The sequence below is a fragment of the Phenylobacterium sp. genome (assembly GCF_004299445.1).
GTDB lineage: Bacteria > Pseudomonadota > Alphaproteobacteria > Caulobacterales > Caulobacteraceae > Phenylobacterium.
Genome location: NZ_SCTC01000008.1, coordinates 47664 through 64869, shown reverse-complemented (window position 1 = coordinate 64869; position 17206 = coordinate 47664). Strand labels below are relative to the sequence as shown.

The 17206-nt window shown below is 69.7% G+C and carries 14 protein-coding genes; 11 read left to right on the top strand and 3 right to left on the bottom strand.

Annotated elements, in window-relative coordinates; all coding sequences use genetic code 11:
- The first annotated feature begins 259 nt into the window (after nt 1–259).
- Nucleotides 260–1903 carry a right-handed parallel beta-helix repeat-containing protein gene (locus tag EPN98_RS03120; RefSeq protein WP_293360178.1) on the top strand — a complete coding sequence of 548 codons (1644 nt, stop codon included), beginning with the start codon at nt 260–262 and terminating at the stop codon, nt 1901–1903.
- A gap of 91 nt (nt 1904–1994) precedes the next feature.
- On the opposite strand, the gene polA is transcribed toward EPN98_RS03120, so the two are convergent.
- The gene (gene polA, locus EPN98_RS03115) at nt 1995–4874 is read right to left on the bottom strand and encodes a DNA polymerase I (protein WP_293360263.1); all 2880 of its coding nucleotides are present in this window, start codon (nt 4872–4874) and stop codon (nt 1995–1997) included.
- Between the two features lie 118 nt (nt 4875–4992).
- Nucleotides 4993–5802: an isocitrate lyase/phosphoenolpyruvate mutase family protein gene (locus EPN98_RS03110; RefSeq protein WP_293360176.1), complete on the bottom strand. Its 810-nt coding sequence runs from the start codon at nt 5800–5802 to the stop codon at nt 4993–4995.
- Between the two features lie 110 nt (nt 5803–5912).
- On the opposite strand from EPN98_RS03110, the gene EPN98_RS03105 reads away from it, so the two are divergent.
- The 6 genes from EPN98_RS03105 (at nt 5913) to EPN98_RS03080 (ending at nt 10175) form a co-directional block, all read left to right on the top strand.
- Nucleotides 5913–6473, top strand: a complete 561-nt coding sequence (locus tag EPN98_RS03105; RefSeq protein WP_293360173.1) for a metallophosphoesterase family protein — start codon at nt 5913–5915, stop codon at nt 6471–6473.
- Nucleotides 6474–6564: 91 nt separating this feature from the next.
- Nucleotides 6565–6936: a thiol-disulfide oxidoreductase DCC family protein gene (locus EPN98_RS03100; RefSeq protein WP_293360170.1), complete on the top strand. Its 372-nt coding sequence runs from the start codon at nt 6565–6567 to the stop codon at nt 6934–6936.
- Nucleotides 6933–7373, top strand: a complete 441-nt coding sequence (locus EPN98_RS03095) for a DUF3429 domain-containing protein (protein ID WP_293360167.1) — start codon at nt 6933–6935, stop codon at nt 7371–7373. Before EPN98_RS03100 ends, EPN98_RS03095 begins: the two co-directional genes overlap by 4 nt.
- A complete protein-coding gene (locus EPN98_RS03090) occupies nt 7363–8082 on the top strand; it encodes an SDR family NAD(P)-dependent oxidoreductase (RefSeq protein ID WP_293360164.1) in 720 nt (239 codons plus the stop codon). Before EPN98_RS03095 ends, EPN98_RS03090 begins: the two co-directional genes overlap by 11 nt.
- Nucleotides 8083–8113: 31 nt before the next feature.
- Complete coding sequence (gene recF / locus EPN98_RS03085) at nt 8114–9250, top strand: DNA replication/repair protein RecF (protein WP_293360161.1); 1137 nt, start codon at nt 8114–8116, stop codon at nt 9248–9250.
- 121 nt (nt 9251–9371) lie between these two features.
- Nucleotides 9372–10175, top strand: a complete 804-nt coding sequence (locus EPN98_RS03080; RefSeq protein ID WP_293360158.1) for a metallophosphoesterase — start codon at nt 9372–9374, stop codon at nt 10173–10175.
- On the opposite strand, the gene EPN98_RS03075 is transcribed toward EPN98_RS03080, so the two are convergent.
- On the bottom strand, nt 10144–10623 hold the full coding sequence (locus EPN98_RS03075; RefSeq protein ID WP_293360155.1) for a Crp/Fnr family transcriptional regulator: 480 nt from the start codon (nt 10621–10623) through the stop codon (nt 10144–10146). The genes EPN98_RS03080 and EPN98_RS03075 overlap by 32 nt on opposite strands.
- 172 nt (nt 10624–10795) lie before the next feature.
- On the opposite strand from EPN98_RS03075, the gene EPN98_RS03070 reads away from it, so the two are divergent.
- The 4 genes from EPN98_RS03070 to EPN98_RS03055 all read left to right on the top strand — a co-directional run bounded on the left by EPN98_RS03070 (nt 10796) and on the right by EPN98_RS03055 (nt 17120).
- A complete protein-coding gene (locus EPN98_RS03070; RefSeq protein ID WP_293360152.1) occupies nt 10796–11329 on the top strand; it encodes a hypothetical protein in 534 nt (177 codons plus the stop codon).
- 219 nt (nt 11330–11548) lie between these two features.
- Nucleotides 11549–13984, top strand: coding sequence for a DNA topoisomerase (ATP-hydrolyzing) subunit B (gene gyrB / locus EPN98_RS03065; RefSeq protein WP_293360150.1), 2436 nt, complete (start codon nt 11549–11551; stop codon nt 13982–13984).
- A 154-nt stretch (nt 13985–14138) separates the two neighbouring features.
- Entirely contained in the window at nt 14139–14612 is a 474-nt protein-coding gene (locus EPN98_RS03060; protein WP_293360147.1) for a PEPxxWA-CTERM sorting domain-containing protein, read from the top strand.
- Nucleotides 14613–14780: 168 nt separating this feature from the next.
- Entirely contained in the window at nt 14781–17120 is a 2340-nt protein-coding gene (locus EPN98_RS03055) for an ATP-binding protein (protein ID WP_293360145.1), read from the top strand.
- The last annotated feature ends 86 nt before the right edge of the window (nt 17121–17206 follow it).

Sequence of the window (17206 nt, the reverse complement as noted above, 5' to 3'; positions counted from 1 at the left end):
TTGCGCCTTCAGACTGACGCATCGCATGTCGTACTTAAGAACAATCGGGACAGACCAAAGTCTCCGACAGCAGGGGATACCTAGAATATCAACAAGCTTGACCATTGGCTCAATGCGAGCACTTTCGGTCGTGCCCGAAATTTGACCAAATTGTGTCAGGTTGCTGATGTTCTCATGTGCGACCGACGGCGGAAGCCGTTGGCCGGGCGCCCCGGTCGGGACGGCGGTCTTGTTCGAATAAGAACAACGGGACGCTCTCATGGCCACCATCAACGTCAGCTCGACCGCCGCGCTCAGCACGGCGCTCAAGGCCGCCAAGGCCGGAGACACGATCCTGCTCTCGCCGGGGAGCTACGTCCTCACAGCGTCCAGTCTGAAGTTCACGACGGGCGACGTGACGATCGCGTCCGCCGACCCGGGTCGGCCCGCGGTTCTCACCCGGCTGGAGATCGTCGATTCCGCCGGCATCACCGTCCGCGACCTCGACCTCAACGCCCTGCCGCAAGGGGGCGCCAACCCCTTCAAGATCTACCGCAGCCAGGACATCCATCTCGAGAACCTCGACATACACGGCACCGAGGACAACAACCCGGCCCAGGACGTAAGCGGCCTGCTGATCCGGGAGAGCCGCGACGTCAGCGTGAAGGGATCGAAGTTTCACGACCTGGCTGACGCGATCGCGCATATCGACTCGCAGAACGTCACCATCTCGGGGAATGAGTTCCATCATCTGAAGTACGACGGGGTGCGCGGGGGCGGAACCTCGGACCTCACCATCAGCGGCAACCTGTTCCGCGATTTCTTTCCGGCCGTCGGGGACCACCCGGACGCGATTCAGCTGTGGACGACGAACACCACGGCGTCGGCCCGAAATATCGTCATCACGGACAATGCGTTCATCCGCGGCGAAGGCGCGGCCGTTCAGGGCATCTTCATCCGCGATCAGGTGGGCGCACTGCCGTACCAGAACGTCGTGATCACCGGCAACGTCATCGCCGGCGGCATGTACCACGGGATCTCGATCAGCCACGCGGACAACGTCGTCATCGACGACAACATCGTGCAGGGCTTCCCCGAGATGAAGTCCTGGATCCGGCTCAACAAGGTCGACGGCGCGACGGTGACCGGCAACGGCGCTAACGACGTGATCATCGTGGAATCCACCGCGGTGGTGAATGCGAACAACAAGATCCTGGCGACGGCCACCGACGCCGGCGCCTGGGCGTTCGGCCAGTGGAGCGGAGGCGGCGGCGCGCCGGGCGTGGCGGCGGTCGGGCTGCAGCTGGTCGGCGATGCGGGGGCGAACACGCTGACCGGCGGCGCGGGGAGCGACACGATCGATGGCGGCGGCGGGATCGATCTGTTGGCCGGCGGCGGTGGCCACGACGTCTACGTGGTCACCGCGGGCGACAAGGTGGTCGAAGCCGCCGGCGGGGGCATGGATCTCATCCGTTCGGACGAGATGGTCATCCTGCCCGCCAACGTCGAGCGGTTGGAGCTGACAGGGACGAAATCGGTCCCCGCACATGGCAATGAGTTGGACAACCTGGTGATCGGGAACGCGGGCGGCAATCTCATCCGGGGCTATGCCGGCGCCGACACTCTTGATGGCCGGGGCGGCAACGACCTGCTGCAGGGCGACGCAGGCAACGATCGCCTGATCGGCGGGCCCGGGGCGGACACCTTCGTCTTCAAGGTCGGCGGGGGCGCCGACACTGTCGCCGACTTCTCCGCCGGCGACATTCTGGACGTCTCGGCGATCCTGGGCGCGGGCGGCCGCGCGTCGCTCGCCGCCGGCGCCGGCGGCGTCACGATCTCGTTCACCACGGGTGAGTCGGTTGTCCTCAGCGGTGCGACGCCCGACCATCTGGTGAGCACCCCCACGGGCTGGGTCTTCGGCTAGACCGACCTCAGAGCGCGTCCCGAAGCGCGCTCCAAATCAGAGATCGAGCGTGTTCGTCCGGTTCAGATGATCCACCTGAACCGGACAGGCTCTAGTGCGCGTCGTCCCAGTTGGGGGCGGCCCGCGCCTCGACCACCAGCGGCACGGTGATCTGGAGCGCCGGTTCGGCCGCGCGTTCCATGATGCGCTTGGCCACGGCTATGACCGCGTCGGCCTCGGCCTCGGGGGCTTCGAAGACCAGTTCGTCGTGCACCTGCAGCAGCATCTTGGCCTTGAGGCCCGCGTCCACCAGCGCCTGGGGCATGCGGATCATGGCGCGCCGCATGACGTCGGCCGCCGCGCCCTGGATCGGGGCGTTGATGGCTGCGCGGTCGGCGAAGCTGCGCTCGGCCTGGCTCTTCCCGCGGGCGGCAGGGATATGCACCTTGCGGCCGAAGATGGTGGTCACGAACGCTTCTGAGCGCACCTGTTGCTGCATGCGGTCCATGTAGGTCCGGATGCCGGGGAAGCGCTCGAAGTAGGTCTTGATGTAGGCCCCGGCCTCTTCCCTGGGGATGCCCAGCTGGTTGGCCAGCCCGAAGGCCGAGATTCCGTAGACGATGCCGAAATTGATCGCCTTGGCGCGGCGGCGCGTGTCGGCCGGCATGCCCTCGATCGGCACGCCGAACATCTCGGACGCCGTCATGGCGTGGATGTCGAGGTTCTCGGCGAAGGCCTTCTTCAGCTGCGGGATGTCGCCGATGTGGGCCAGCAGGCGCAGCTCGATCTGCGAGTAGTCGGCGCTGATCAGCACGTGGCCGGGCTCGGCGATGAAGGCCTTACGGATCTTGCGGCCTTCCTCGGTGCGGATCGGGATGTTCTGCAGGTTGGGATCGGTCGACGCCAGGCGGCCCGTGGTGGCGGCGGCCAGGCTGTAGCTGGTGTGAACCCGCTGGGTCCTGGGGTCGATCGCGGCGACCAGATTGTCGGTGTACGTACCTTTCAGTTTCGACAGCTGCCGCCAGTCCAGCAGGATGCGTGGCAGCTCATGCCCCTTGGCCGCGAGATCCTCGAGCAGCGAGGCGTCGGTCGCCTGGGCGCCGGTGGCGGTCTTCTTCCCCGACTCCAGGCCCATCTCGCCGAACAGGATGTCGCCGATCTGCTTGGGGCTGCCCAGGTTGAACGGCCGGCCCGCGACGCGGTGCGCCTCGGCCTCCAGCTCGACCATGCGCACCGAGAAGTCGTGGCTGAGCTGCTGCAGGATCTGCGTGTCGACCTTGATGCCTTCCAGCTCCATGCCCACCAGCGTCTGCGGCATCGGGCGCTCCAGGCGCTCGTAGACCGTGGACATGCGCTCGTGCGCCAGGCGCGGCTTCAGGTGCTCCCAGATGCGCAGGGTGACGTCGGCGTCCTCGGCGGCGTAGGCGGTCGCGGCGGCCAGCTCGACGTGCTTGAAGCTCTTCTGCGACTTCCCCGTGCCGGCGACCGTCTTGTAGGCGATCGGCTCGTGGTCGAGGACCCGCTTGGACAGCTCGTCCATCCCGTACTTGTTGTGCAGCCCGCCTTCGAGCGCGAACGCCAGCAGCATGGTGTCGTCGATCGGCGCCACCGTGATGCCGTGCCGGGCCAGCACCGCGATGTCGTACTTGGCGTTGTGGGCCACCTTCAGGACCGACGGGTCCTCGAGCAGCGGCTTCAGCTTCGCCATCGCCACGTCCAGCGGGATCTGCTCAAGGCCGGCCGCGGGCTCGCCGAACAGGCCGCCCTCGTCCTCGCCCGCATGGCCCACGGGGATGTAGCAGGCATGTCCGGGCGCGGTGGCCAGCGAGACGCCGCAGAGGTTGGAGCTGAGCGCACCCAGCGCGTCGGTCTCGGTGTCGAACGCGACGACGCCGGTGGCGTAGGCTCGCGCGATCCAGGCGTCGAGCGTGGCGACGTCGCGCACGCAGGCGTAGGCGGTGGTGTCGATGGCCCCGTGCGCCGGCGCCGCCGGCCCGGCGGCCTTGGTCTCGGCCATGACCGACTGCACGGCCGCCTCGCGGCCCGGGGCGGTGGCGTCGCCGACGCGGCGCGCCAGCGTGCGGAACTCCATCAGCTCCAGGAAGGCCTGCAGCGTGCCGTGATCGGGCTCGCGCACGGCGAGGTCGTCGACCGGCTCGGGCAGGGGCGTGTCGCAATCCAGCTGCACCAGCTGACGCGACAGGCGGATCTGGTCGGCGAACTCGATCAGCGTCTGGCGGCGCTTCTCCTGCTTGATCTCGGAGGCCCGGGCCAGGAGCGTGTCGAGGTCGCCGTACTCGTTGATCAGCGCCGAGGCGGTCTTGATGCCGATCCCGGGCGCGCCGGGCACGTTGTCGACCGAATCGCCGCACAGAGCCTGCACATCGACGACCTTGTCCGGCGTTACGCCGAACTTCTCGGCGACCTGTTCAACTCCGATCTTCACGTTCTTCATGGTGTCGAGCATCGACACCTGGGGCCCCACCAGCTGCATCAGGTCCTTGTCGGACGAGACGATGACCACCTCCCCGCCCATGTCGCGGACCTTGCAGGCGTAGGCGGCGATGATGTCGTCGGCCTCGTAGCCGGGCAGCTCCAGCGAGGGTACGCCGAACGCGCGCGTGGCCTCCCGGACCAGCGGGAACTGCGGTCGCAGGTCTTCCGGGGGCGGCGGGCGGTGGGCCTTGTACTGGTCGTAGAGCTTGTTGCGGAACGTATCCTCGGAGTGGTCGAAGACGACGGCCAGGTGGGTCGGCGCGTCGGCCTGGGCCTTCATGTCGACCAGCAGCTTCCAGATCATGTTGCAGAAGCCGGCGACGGCCCCGACCGGCAGGCCATCGCTCTTGCGCGTCAGCGGCGGCAGGGCGTGGAACGCGCGGAAGATGAAGCCCGAGCCATCCACGAGATAGAGCCGTATCGCCGGGCCGTCCTGGGTCGGCGAGCGGTCGGTGTGGGGGAGCGGCGGCGCTTCGGCGTCGAGCGTATCGGTCATGGGCGCAAGATAGGGCGGGGCGGGCGTCAGGTCACCCGCCCAGGAGGTCAACATCAGCCGTCTGCGACGCGCGGAATGCGGGCGATCCTTGCCCGCAGCCGGCGCGTGCCCGTCGGTCCTAAGCGGAGAACCTTTTCTGCAGCGAAGGCGCGCCCTTCGCGGCGGCGAAGACCGCGTCGGACGAGCCCTGGGCCAGGAAATCGGCGGCGGCCTTGGCGAGGGCGGCGAAAGCGATGTTGAAGGTGCCCGTCCCGGCGCTCAGCCGGCGCACGCCCAGCGCCTTCAGCCCCGCGGCGTCGGGCGCGCCCGGCCAGGCCAGGATATTGAGCGGGGCGGGGATCGCCGCCGCCAGCCGGCCGATCAGCTCGCCGTCGGCGGCGCCGGGCACGAACACCCCGTCGGCCCCCGCCGAGACATAGATCCTGCCGCGCCGGATCGCCTCGGCCTCGGCGGCGTCGCCGGCCGCCAGCTGCCGCAGGTAGACGTCGGTGCGGGCGTTGATGAACAGCGGCACGCCGGCCTTCTCCGCCGCGTGGCGCGCGGCGGCGATCTTTCGGGCGTGCAGGTTCGGGTCGCGCGACCCGTCCTCGAAGTTGATGCCCACCGCGCCGGCCTCGATCACCCGGATGATGTTCTGCGCCAGCTGGTCCAGGTCGTCGGTGAAGCCGCCCTCGAAGTCGCAACTCACCGGCAGATCGGTCACCCGGCCGATCGCCGCCACCACCGCGCAGGTGTTCTCCACCGCCAGGTTGTCGCCGTCCGCCTGCCCGAACGTCCAGGCCACCGCGGCCGACGAGGTGGCCACAGCCTTGGCCCCCGCGTCGGCGACCACGGCGGCCGAGGCTGCGTCCCAGACGTTGGGCAGGACCAGGACCTCAGGGCCCTGATGCAGCTGATGGAACAGGTCGGCTTTCGCAGTCTGGCTCATGGGTCCCTCACGACATGTGCGGGTCCGCATATGGGGTCGCTGCTGACAGCGTGCTGGCGGTATCCGGACACGAACGGATAATGGTTAGGCTGTCGATCTCGGGACGAGCCATGGGACACTCGGTCTGGCGGATGCAGGGTGAAGGCACGAACATCGCCGTGCTTGCCGACTGCCACATCCACGAGAACGGCCCGCAGTTCCCGCCGGAGCTCTTCCAACGCCTGCAGGGCGCAGACCTGATCGTGACGCTGGGCGACATGGGCGAGAAGGCGGGACTGGACCGCCTGCAGGAGATCGCGCCGGTGCTGGGCGTTCGCGGCCAAGACGATGCGGATGACATGCGAACCCGGCGCGACGTCCTGGTGCTGACCGAGGGGCGCTACCGGATCGGATGCGTCTTCGATGCCGTCGCCGCGGGTCTGGCGGACTCGTCGGACCCGTTTGTGGCCTCGGACGATGTGGTCGAGGTGTCGCGCCGCCTCTTCGGAAGTCGGATCGACGTGCTGCTGCATGCCGGAACGCACAAGGCCGACGAGCGGCGGTTCGGACAGAGCGGCTCGGCCCTCAACCCCGGCAGCGCGGTCATGCCCGCCGAGGGGCATAGCCCGAGCTTTCTGCGGCTGAAGGTCACCGACGACGGCTGCTTCGGACAGATCATCCGGATCGGATGAGCGCGGTCGGCCTGCACAGATGGCGGAGGCGAACGGCGCACGGCTCGGCCGCGCCATTGTCGGACCCCGCCCGCGCGCCTATGTCCGGCCGGTGGGCACACCTCTCTCCATTCCTCGCGTGACCGTGTGGTACGATGGCGACTGCCCGCTGTGCCGGCGGGAGATCGCGGTGCTGCGTCGGCTCGACCGCCGAGGCGCGGTGGCGTTCGTCGAGGCGCACACCGCCGACTCCTGCCCCATCGATCGCGCCGAACTGCTCGCCCGGTTCCACGCCCAGGAGGGCGATGGGCCCGTCGTCAACGGCGCCGCCGCCTTCGCGGCCATGTGGCGCGCGCTGCCGCTGCTGCGCCCGCTGGGGCTGGCGGCCCGTTCCCCGACGATCCTGCGCCTTCTGGAGAGCGGGTACCGACTCTTCCTGCGCATCAGGCCCCGCCTGCAGCGGCTGGCCGGCGGCCGCGCATGACGCCGCGCCCGGCCATTCCCCGCGTTGTCCTGGGTTACGGCCTCGCGGGCCTCATTCCCTTCTGGGCCCCCGCCGCGGCCGGCGTGGTCTGGCCCGAAACCCGCGAGATCGCGGGCGTCCTCCTGGCCGCCTATGCCGCCCTGATCCTGTCGTTCCTGGGCGGCGCCCGCTTCGGCCGCGCGGTGCTCGACGCCCCGCCCCCGGTCGCCACGGTCTCGCTGTCGATGCTGCCGACGATCGCCGGGCTGGCGCTCCTGGCCCTGCCGCCGTCCCTGCGCACCGTCCAGCTTCTGTCGCTCGCCGCGGCGCTGTTCGTGCACTGGCTCTGGGACCTGCGCGACACGGGCGCGCCCGCCTGGATGCCACGCCTGCGGACGATCCTGACGGCCGGCGCCGTCGCGGGCCTGGCAGTCGGGGCGGTGGTCCTTGGCGTCTGACAAATCCCTGGGCGTCGTCGTCGGCGCCGGCGGAATCGGCCGCGCGCTCGCCCAGGCCATGGCGGCCGACCCCGCCTACGACCGCGTGCTCGTCGTGGCGCGCCGCCCCGTCGAGACGCCGGGGGCGGACGTCATCCTGGCCGACCTGCTCGACGACGACGCCATGGATCGCGCCGCCCAGGCCATCGCCGACGCCGGACGCCCCACCCGCGTGATCGTCGCCACCGGCGTGCTGCACGGCCCCGGCCTCTCGCCCGAAAAGACGATGCGCGCGCTGAACGCCGAGGCCCTGACCGAGGTGTTGCGGGTCAACGCCGTGGGTCCCGCCCTGGTCGCCCGCCGCCTGTTGCCGCTGATGCCGCGCGACCGGCCCAGCGCCTTCGCGGCGATCTCGGCGCGGGTGGGGTCGATCGGCGACAACCACCTGGGCGGCTGGTACGGCTACCGGGCGTCGAAGGCGGCGCTCAACATGCTGATCCGCACCCTGGCGGTCGAGCATCGCCGCACCCACCCGCTCGGCCTCTGCGTCGCCCTGCATCCCGGCACGGTCGACACGGCCCTCAGCGCCCCGTTCCAGCGCGGGGTCGCGCCCGAGCGCCTGTTCACGCCCGAGGTCTCCGCTTCGGCGCTGATGCGGGTCCTGGACGGCCTGACCCCGGAGGGAAGTGGCGGGTTCTACGCCTGGGACGGCGCCGAGATCCCCTGGTGAGCCGGGGCGGGAAAGCCGCTAAACCCCCCGGGTGACCGCTTCGGCCCTGACCCGCATCGCGCTTCGCGACTTCCGATCCTACGCCGACGCCGAGGTGACGCTCGACGGCCGCCCCGTCTGGCTGGCCGGCGCGAACGGGGCGGGCAAGACCAACCTGCTGGAGGCGGTCAGCTTCCTGATCCCGGGCCGCGGCCTGCGCGGCTCGGCCCTGGCCGAGGTGGGCCGCCGGATGCCGGGCGAAACCACCGGCCGCGCCTGGGCCGTGGCGGTGACCGTCAGCGCCGGCGACGACGAGACGCGGCTGGGCACCGGGGTCGAGCAGGCCGGCGCGGCGCGCCGCGTCGTCCGCGTCGAGGGCGAGCCCGCGCCGCCCGGGCGCCTGGCCGAGCACATCCGCCAGGTCTGGCTCACCCCCGCCCAGGACCGGCTGTTCCTGGAGGGCGCCTCCGACCGCCGCCGCTTCTACGACCGGCTGGTGTTCGCCGCCGAGCCGATGCACGCCGCCCACGTCCAGGCCTACGAGAAAGCCCAGCGCGAGCGGATGCGCCTCCTGACCGACGGCCCCGCCGACCCCGCCTGGCTGGACGCGCTGGAGGCCCAGCTGGCCGATGCCGGGACGCTGATGGCCGAGGCCCGCGCCCGCACGCTGGCGGCCCTGGCCGACGAGATCGCCACCCGCGGCGAGCGCCCGTTCCCCCAGGCCCGCCTGTCGCTGACCGGCGACTGGGAGCGGATGGCCGCCGAAGGCCGGGCCTCCGCCGAGATCCAGGCGCTGCTGGCCCAGGCCCTGAAGCAGGCCCGCGACCGCGACGCCGCCGCCGGCCGGGCGCTGACCGGCCCGCATCGCGGCGACCTCTCCGTCATCCACGCCGAAAAGGACCGGCCCGCCGCCGAATGCTCCACCGGCGAGCAGAAGGCCCTGATCCTGAACCTGGTGCTGGCCCAGGCGGCGCGGCTGGCGCGCGCCGATGCGCCGTCGCCCATCCTGCTGCTGGACGAAGTGGCCGCCCACCTCGACGCGCGCCGCCGGGCCGCCCTGTTCGACGAGATCGAGGCCCTTGGCCTGCAGGCTTTCCTCACCGGAACCGACGAGATGCTGTTCGACGGCCTGGCCGGTCGGGCCCAGGGCTTCCGGGTGGATGGCTCGGGCCTGGCGCGCGTGGGCTGAACCGGCGGATCGCCTACTAGACGAGCGGAATGCGAATGAGCCGCGCGGCCGGCCCCTGATTCATTGACGCCCCCGCCTGCCGCCTCCAGCGTCAGGAAAAGACGCCAGGGGAGGGGTCGCGATGCGGATGCTGCTGGTCTCGGACCTGCACTACGCACTCAAGCAATACGACTGGACGGCGGCGGCGGCGCCGGCGTTCGACCTCGTGGTCATCGCGGGCGACCAGCTCGACATCTCGAGCAGCCTCGACGGGGGCGTGCAGGTGCTGGTGATCCTCAAATACCTGCAACGCCTCGCCCGCTCGACCCGGCTGGTCGTCTCGTCGGGCAACCACGACCTGGATCGCCGCGACGACGACGGCGAGCGGGTCGCGACCTGGATGGAGCGGGTCCGGCGCTTGGGGGTGCCCACCGACGGCGACAGCCTGACGCTCGGCGACACCCTGGTCACCATCTGCCCCTGGTGGGACGGCCCCAAGGCCCGAGAGGCCATCGCCCGCCAGCTCGCCCGCGATGCGGCGACGCCCAAGCGCCGCTGGATCTGGGTGTACCACGCCCCGCCCGAGGGCTCGCCCACCGCCTGGGACGGCCGCCGCTGCTGGGGCGACGCCGAACTTTCGGCCTGGATCGACCTCTATCGCCCCGACATGGTCCTGGCCGGCCATATCCATCAGGCGCCCTTCAAGCGCGACGGCTCTTGGGTGGATCGCATCGGCGACACCTGGGTCTTCAACTCGGGTCAGCAGATCGGGCCCGAACCGCCGCACATCGTGATCGATACGGACGAGCCGGCCGCCGCCTGGTTCTCGCTGGCCGGCGTCGAGATGGTGCGGCTGGACGAGCCCCTCGTGCGCCCTGTTGATTCCCTGTCGCGCCTTCCGGACTGGGCGCCGGCTATCCCGGGTCCCGGTCCGATCCTGGCGTGAACGCCGGCCCCTGCGAGTGGACGAGGCTCTCGAGAATCTCGTCCACGAACCCCAGGTGGCTCTGGTCGTCCGCGAACTGGCGCTTCAGGTCCACGAGGTAGCTGGTCACGCCGTTCAGCCGCTGCGCCAGGGTGCGGGCCAGGTGGTGGGCGATCTGCGGGTGGTCCCGAAGGAAGGCCTCGCCGTCGTCGCAGCGGTAAGCCCGGCAGGCGCTGAGCGCCCGCACGGTGGCCATGTGCGGCATGGCCAGCAGCACCGACATCTCGCCGAAGATGGCGCCCGGCTCGCCCACCACGTTGATCTGGAAGTCGCCCTTCAGGATCTCGACCTCGCCCGCGACCAGCACGTAGAGGCGCCCGGTGGACAGGCCCTCCTGGAGGAGGACGCCGCCCGGCTCGAAATCGGCGATCGGCAGGTCGCGGCAGAGGGCCAGCAATTCGGCGGACATCGGCGCCAGCGTTAGCCGATCCTCGCCGTCCGAGACCCCATGTTTCCGACCCGCAGACACATTCCTGCGGTAGGCGCCTGAATATTAGGCGCCGCGGAGTCGAAGCCGGATTCGCTGCGGTCCGCACACCCTGCGACCGCTTTTGTCGTAGGGGCGTGTTTCCCTCCCGACCATGTCCGCTGGTCTCACCCGCGATGAGGAGATTCTCGCCCGCCTGGCGGAGCGCGACCTCGCGGCCGTGGAACGGACGCACGACAAGCTCATGGCGGCGGAGGACGCCGCCGAGATCGCCGAACTGGGCCGCACCTACACGCGGATGGCGCGCTCCCTGCGCCAGACCCTGGCCCTGAAGGCCAAGCTCGCCCGTGAGCGGGAAGATGCCGCCGCCAAGCGGCCCGGGCCGCCCGGGCCCGAGCTGGTCCGCGAGGGTCTGCGGACCGTCAGTCCGGACCAGCGCGCCCAGATCGAGCGCGCCCGCGACGCCGTCATGCTCCGCTTCGACGTCGAGCGTCCCGACTGGGACGAGCTCGACGAGGCCATGGTCTACGACATCCTGATCACCCTGGCCGAGGAGGACGAGGACTTCCTCGAGGCGCCTGTCGGGACCCTCGTCGCCCGCGTGATTGAACTCATCGCCAGCCTGGAGGACGACGCCGAGCCCGGCGACCGTCCGTGTGAAGAACCCGTCCCCCAGGACTCCGCCTGACCGTCAAATTCGCGCTGAAGCGTCCCTCGCCTGTCGTGGATATGTCCGGACCCGCCCGCCGCCTTCGCTGCGGCGCCGAAACGCGTGCAGAATCAGCCGCGAACCCTATATAGGGAGGCATGGATTTGTAGGCTCCGCGCCTGGCGCGCGGGGCTTCGAGAAGGCGCTCCGGATCCACGGGGTCCGAACCCACCTGCAGGCGCCTCAACTGGACGCGACATGAGCGAAGACAACATCGAGACCAACGGCTCCGACTCCACCGGAGCGGCCGACTACGGCGCGGATTCCATCAAGGTGCTGAAGGGCCTGGACGCGGTGCGCAAGCGCCCGGGCATGTACATTGGCGACACCGACGATGGCTCTGGCCTGCACCACATGGTCTACGAGGTGGTCGACAACGCCATCGACGAAACCCTGGCCGGCTGGGCCACCCGCGTCGAGGTGATCCTGAACGCCGACGGGTCGTGCACGGTCACCGACGACGGCCGCGGCATTCCCACCGACATCCATGAGGGCGAGGGCGTCTCGGCGGCCGAGGTCATCATGACCCAGCTGCACGCGGGCGGTAAGTTCGACCAGAACTCGTACAAGGTCTCGGGCGGCCTGCACGGCGTGGGCGTCTCGGTCGTGAACGCGCTCTCCGACTTCCTGAAGCTCAAGATCCATCGCAACGGCGACGTCCACGAGATGGAGTTCCATCTGGGCGATGCGGTCTCGCCGCTGGTGGTCACCGGCAAGTCGCCGCTGCGCGAGAACGGCGAGCCGCTGACCGGCACCGAGGTGACGTTCCTGCCCTCGCTGGACACCTTCAAGTTCATCGAGTTCGACCTGAAGACGCTGGAGCACCGCCTGCGCGAGCTGGCGTTCCTGAACTCGGGCGTGACTATCTGGCTGAAGGACCATCGCGGGGCCGAGCCCTACGAAGAGGTCATGCACTACGAGGGCGGCATCGAGGCCTTCGTGCGCCACCTCGACAAGGCCAAGACGCCGCTCATCAAGACGCCGATCGTGGTGCGCGGGAAGCGCGAGAACGTCGAGCTGGACCTGTCGCTCTGGTGGAACGACGGCTACCACGAGAACGTCCTCTGCTTCACCAACAACATCCCTCAGCGCGACGGCGGCACCCACCTGGCGGCCTTCCGCTCGGCGCTGACGCGGATCATCACCAACTACGCCGAGAGCTCGGGCGCGGCGAAGCGCGAGAAGGTTTCGGTCAGCGGCGAGGACGCCCGCGAGGGTCTGACCTGCGTGCTGTCGGTGAAGGTGCCCGACCCCAAGTTCTCCTCTCAGACCAAGGACAAGCTTGTTAGCTCCGAGGTGCGCCCGGCGGTGGAGAACCTGGTCGGCGAGGGGCTGGCCTCATGGTTCGAGGAGCATCCCGTCGAAGCCCGGATGATCGTCACCAAGATCGCCGAGGCGGCAGCCGCCCGGGAAGCCGCCCGCAAGGCCCGCGAACTCACCCGGCGCAAGTCGGCGCTGGATATCACCTCGCTGCCCGGTAAGCTGGCCGACTGCGCCGAGAAGGACCCGGCCAAGTCCGAGATCTTCCTGGTCGAGGGTGACTCGGCCGGCGGCTCGGCCAAGCAGGCGCGCAACCGCGACAACCAGGCGATCCTGCCCCTGCGCGGCAAGATCCTGAACGTCGAGCGGGCGCGGTTCGACAAGATGCTGTCGTCGGAACAGATCGGCACGCTGATCATGGCGCTGGGCGCCGGGATCGGCCGCGACGAGTTCAACATCGAGAAGCTGCGCTACCACAAGATCGTCATCATGACGGACGCCGACGTCGACGGCGCCCACATTCGGACCCTGCTGCTCACCTTCTTCTACCGGCAGATGCCCGAGGTGATCGAGAAGGGGTACCTCTATATCGCCCAGCCGCCGCTCTATAAGGCGTCCAAGGGCAAGTCGGTCCGCTACCTGAAGGACGATCCCGAGCTCGAGATCTACCTGATCGACGAGGGCGTGGACCAGGCCACCCTGGATCTGCCGTCGGGCGAGCGCCTGACGGGCGCCGACCTGCTGGCGCTGGTCCAGACCGCGCGCGGCGCCAAGGCCAACATCGAGCGGCTGGCGGCCCGCGCCCCGGCGTTTGCGATCGAGCAGGCGGCTCTGGCGGGTCTGCTGGGCGAGGATGGCGACCCCGCCGCGGCCGCGGCGCGCCTCAACCTGTATGCCGAGGAAGGCGACGGTCCGTGGACCGGGGAGAAGGCCGCCGGCGGCGGCTTCGCCTTCAGCCGCATCAAGCGGGGCGTGTCGGAAAAGGTGGTGCTGGACGACCTGTTGCTGCACGCCGCCGACGCCCGCCGCCTGGCGGAACGGTCCAAGGACCTGGCCCAGGTGTTCTCGGGTCTCGCCACCTTCACCCGTAAGGACCGCACGGCCAAGGTGCGCGGCCCCCTCGACCTGGTGGCCGCCGTCATGGACAACGGCCGCCGCGGCCTCTCCATCCAGCGCTACAAGGGCCTGGGCGAGATGAACGCCGAGCAGCTGTGGGAGACGACGCTGGACGTCGAAGCCCGCACCCTGCTGCAGGTGAAGGTCAACCACTCGGAAGACGCCGACGACCTGTTCGCCCGCCTTATGGGCGACGTGGTCGAACCGCGCCGCGAGTTCATCCAGGAGAACGCCCTGGACGCCGAGGTCGACGTCTAAATCGGCGCCGCTGGTCGCAAAACGAACGGCGTTTTCTACATCTGGTAGAATCGACACAACCAACGGGTGAACTCGTTAGGCCGGCGTTTACGGTTCAGCAACTCTGTTGGCCGGGCAGCGCGGACGGATTCGCGCGAGAGTGGGCAGGTGTACGATGGATATCCGCAAGGTTCTGGCCGCAGGCGCCGCGGCGACGGCTCTTCTGGCGGCGAGCTCCGCCGACGCCGCCATCGTCTTCGTGGGCAGCTGGGAATTGAACAGCGGCGTCGATGACAGCCCGCTCACTGGCCAGCAGGCCGCCGCGCTGATCTTCGGCGGCAACGCGTCCGACTACATGATCTCGACCAGTGGGTCGGACGTGAACCAGATCAACTTCCGCGCCTGGTACGCTTACATCGGCCTGCCCGACACCGTGGGCGTCGACGCCCAGGATGTGAACAGCGCGTTCGGCTTCGACCTGTCGGCCTACATCAACGACGGCGCTCTGGGCAGCTACGTGAACTACGCCTTCAAGGACGACGGCCGGGTGGGCGGCGTGCCCGAGCCCGCCACCTGGGCGCTGATGATCGCAGGCTTCGGTCTCGCCGGCGCGGGCCTGCGTCGCCGACGCTGCGTGGCTCTCGCCTAGAGCTCCGGAACGCGAAGCGCGGGCGAGGGTCCTACGCGCTGCGTCAACCTACCGCAGGCCCGTTTACGGTTTTTATGGTGAACGGTGCTATCCCAATTTCTGATGGGGAAGCCACTTCTGCATAGGGCGGTATCCGTCGGTTTTCTGCTGCCGGCGATCACCGCCCTGATGGCGCTGCTGCTTGTGGCGGGTGGGATCGCCGAGGCGCGCCGCGCCACCGTGCGCTTGGCCGAGGCCGAGCGCGTGGCCTTCGTCACCGACGTTTCCAGCGATCTGTTCTTGGCCATGCAGGAGCTGCGCCTGGAACGTGCGGGCCTGGCCATCGCGCTCATGGCGAAGGAACTGCCCGACGAGGTTTTCTGGCGGGCCGCCACCGCCGAGGCGGCCACCGACCGCGCATTGGCCAAGCTGGCCGGCGGCGCCGAGCGACGCGGTCTGCCGGACGTCAGCGCCGACCTTGCCGACATCCGCGCCCGCCGCGCCGAAGTGCAACGTCTACGCGCGGCGGTCTACGCGGCGATCCGTGATCCTCAGGCCTCTCGTCCCGAGGGGCTGAGCAGCGCCTGGATCACCGCCGACACCGAACTCGTCCGGTTGCTGGACCGGCTGTCGCTTCGCCTCGGCGCCGAGGTCGAGCGCTCGGATCCGTTCGTGACCTCGATGATGAGCGTCAAGCAGGCCGCCTGGGTCACGCGCGATGCGGCCGGCGACGCCTTGCTGCTGATGGGCCAGGCGAGGGGGCGCAACGCGCCGCTGACCGAGGCCCAACGCATCGCCTTCGCGACGCTTGACGGGCGCGTCACCAGCGCCTGGCGTCCGGTGGAGGAACTGGTCGCGCGCCCGGACGCCCCGCCCCGTCTGAAGCGCGCCACCGCCGTGGCGGACGCCGTCTATTTCCGCGAGACGCTCGCCACGCGCGCCGAGGTGCTGGATGAGTTGTCGACCGGCCGTAGGTCCGAGGACACGTCCAGGCGGATGGTCGCTCTCTCGCGCTCCGGCATGAGCGGCCTCATGGGCGTGGCCAACACGGCTATGGCCCTCATGTCCGAGCACGCCGCCGCCAAGGCCGCCGAGGCCCGGCGCGCTGCGGTGGTGGCGCTGACCCTCGCCGCGCTGGCCGCAGCCCTGGGCCTCGCGGCCACGGCCCTGGTGATCTTCCGCGTCGTGCGCCCCATCCGTCGGATCAGCCACACCATGACCATCGTGGCGGAGGGCGACCTGGAGCGGGCCGTGGGCGACCAGACGCGCGGCGACGAGATCGGCGACCTGGCCCGCGCACTGGAGGTGTTCCGCCGCACCGCGCTCGAGAAGCGCCGCGTCGAGCAGGAACTGATCGACAGCCGCGTCGCTCAGGAGGCTGCTGAGGCAGGCAACCGCATGAAGTCCCAGTTCGTAGCCAACATGAGCCACGAGATCCGCACGCCGATGAACGGCGTCCTGGGCCTGCTGCACGTGCTGAGCCGGCGTGGGCTGGACCCTGGTGCGCAGGAGCTGGTTGATGAGGCCATCCGCAGCGGCCGGTTGCTGCAGCGGCTGCTGGACGATGTGATCGACTTGTCCCGCATCGAGGAGGGACGTCTCCAGCTGGATCCGCAGCCGATGGACCCGGTGCGTGCGCTGACTGCCGTTGTGGAGCTCCTGCGTCCCGAGGCTGAGGCCAAGGGCGTAGCCCTGGCGTGCCACGTCGTGGGCGAGCCCGGCTGGGTGACGGCCGACGAACTGCGCCTGTCGCAGATCCTGCTGAACCTCGTGGGCAATGCTGTGAAGTTCACGCTGGCCGGCCGGGTCGACGTGCGGCTGCTGTTCGGAGAGACAGACGCCGACGGCCGCCGCCAGGTCTCCTGCGAGGTGTGCGACACCGGCGTGGGCATCCCGCAGGCGTCGCAGGCGGCGCTGTTCAACCGCTTCACCCAGGCGGACGGAGCGACGTCGCGGCGCTTCGGCGGCTCGGGCCTGGGACTCACCATCAGCCGCTCGCTGGTGGATATGATGGGTGGCCAGATGGGCTTCCACAGCCTGGAGGGGCAGGGCTCGACATTCTGGGCCGCGCTGCACCTGCCGGTGGCGGAGCCCTTCCAGGATGAGACGACGGAGGGCGGCGGTCTGAAGGGCGTGCGACTGCTGGTCGTCGAGGACAATCCCACCAACCGCATGGTCGCCAAGCTGGTGCTTGAGGAACTGGGCGCCGAGGTCGAGACCGCCGACGATGGCGCGCTGGGCCTGGCCGCGGTCCAGGCGCGCCACTTCCACCTGGTGCTGATGGACGTCCAGATGCCCAACATGGACGGCCTGGAGGCCACGCGCTGCATCCGTCAGCTTCCCGGGCCGGTCGGGCGCATACCGATTATAGGTCTCACGGCCAACGTGCTGGAACAGGAGCGCGCCTCATATCTGGCCGCCGGCATGCAGGCTGTGCTGGCCAAGCCGCTGGACATGCTCGAGATGGCAATGACGATCGCCGACACCCTGGATGCCCAGGCCGAGCCGCTGGCGCTGGCGGTCGGCTAGTGGGGGCGCCGCGCGGGGTCCTCCCGCTTGCCCGGGTGTGGCGCCACGATCACGCACGCGAGCATTCATGTGACAGTGTTGTCGGA

Coding starts and splice junctions, on each gene's coding strand:
- EPN98_RS03110 (WP_293360176.1), bottom strand. CDS start 5,802: ATGAGCCAGACTGCGAAAGCCGACCTGTTCCATCAGCTGCATCAGGGC.
- polA (WP_293360263.1), bottom strand. CDS start 4,874: ATGACCGATACGCTCGACGCCGAAGCGCCGCCGCTCCCCCACACCGAC.
- EPN98_RS03075 (WP_293360155.1), bottom strand. CDS start 10,623: ATGTCCGCCGAATTGCTGGCCCTCTGCCGCGACCTGCCGATCGCCGAT.
- EPN98_RS03070 (WP_293360152.1), top strand. CDS start 10,796: ATGTCCGCTGGTCTCACCCGCGATGAGGAGATTCTCGCCCGCCTGGCG.
- EPN98_RS03060 (WP_293360147.1), top strand. CDS start 14,139: ATGGATATCCGCAAGGTTCTGGCCGCAGGCGCCGCGGCGACGGCTCTT.
- EPN98_RS03095 (WP_293360167.1), top strand. CDS start 6,933: ATGACGCCGCGCCCGGCCATTCCCCGCGTTGTCCTGGGTTACGGCCTC.
- gyrB (WP_293360150.1), top strand. CDS start 11,549: ATGAGCGAAGACAACATCGAGACCAACGGCTCCGACTCCACCGGAGCG.
- EPN98_RS03105 (WP_293360173.1), top strand. CDS start 5,913: ATGGGACACTCGGTCTGGCGGATGCAGGGTGAAGGCACGAACATCGCC.
- EPN98_RS03120 (WP_293360178.1), top strand. CDS start 260: ATGGCCACCATCAACGTCAGCTCGACCGCCGCGCTCAGCACGGCGCTC.
- EPN98_RS03080 (WP_293360158.1), top strand. CDS start 9,372: ATGCGGATGCTGCTGGTCTCGGACCTGCACTACGCACTCAAGCAATAC.
- EPN98_RS03055 (WP_293360145.1), top strand. CDS start 14,781: ATGGCGCTGCTGCTTGTGGCGGGTGGGATCGCCGAGGCGCGCCGCGCC.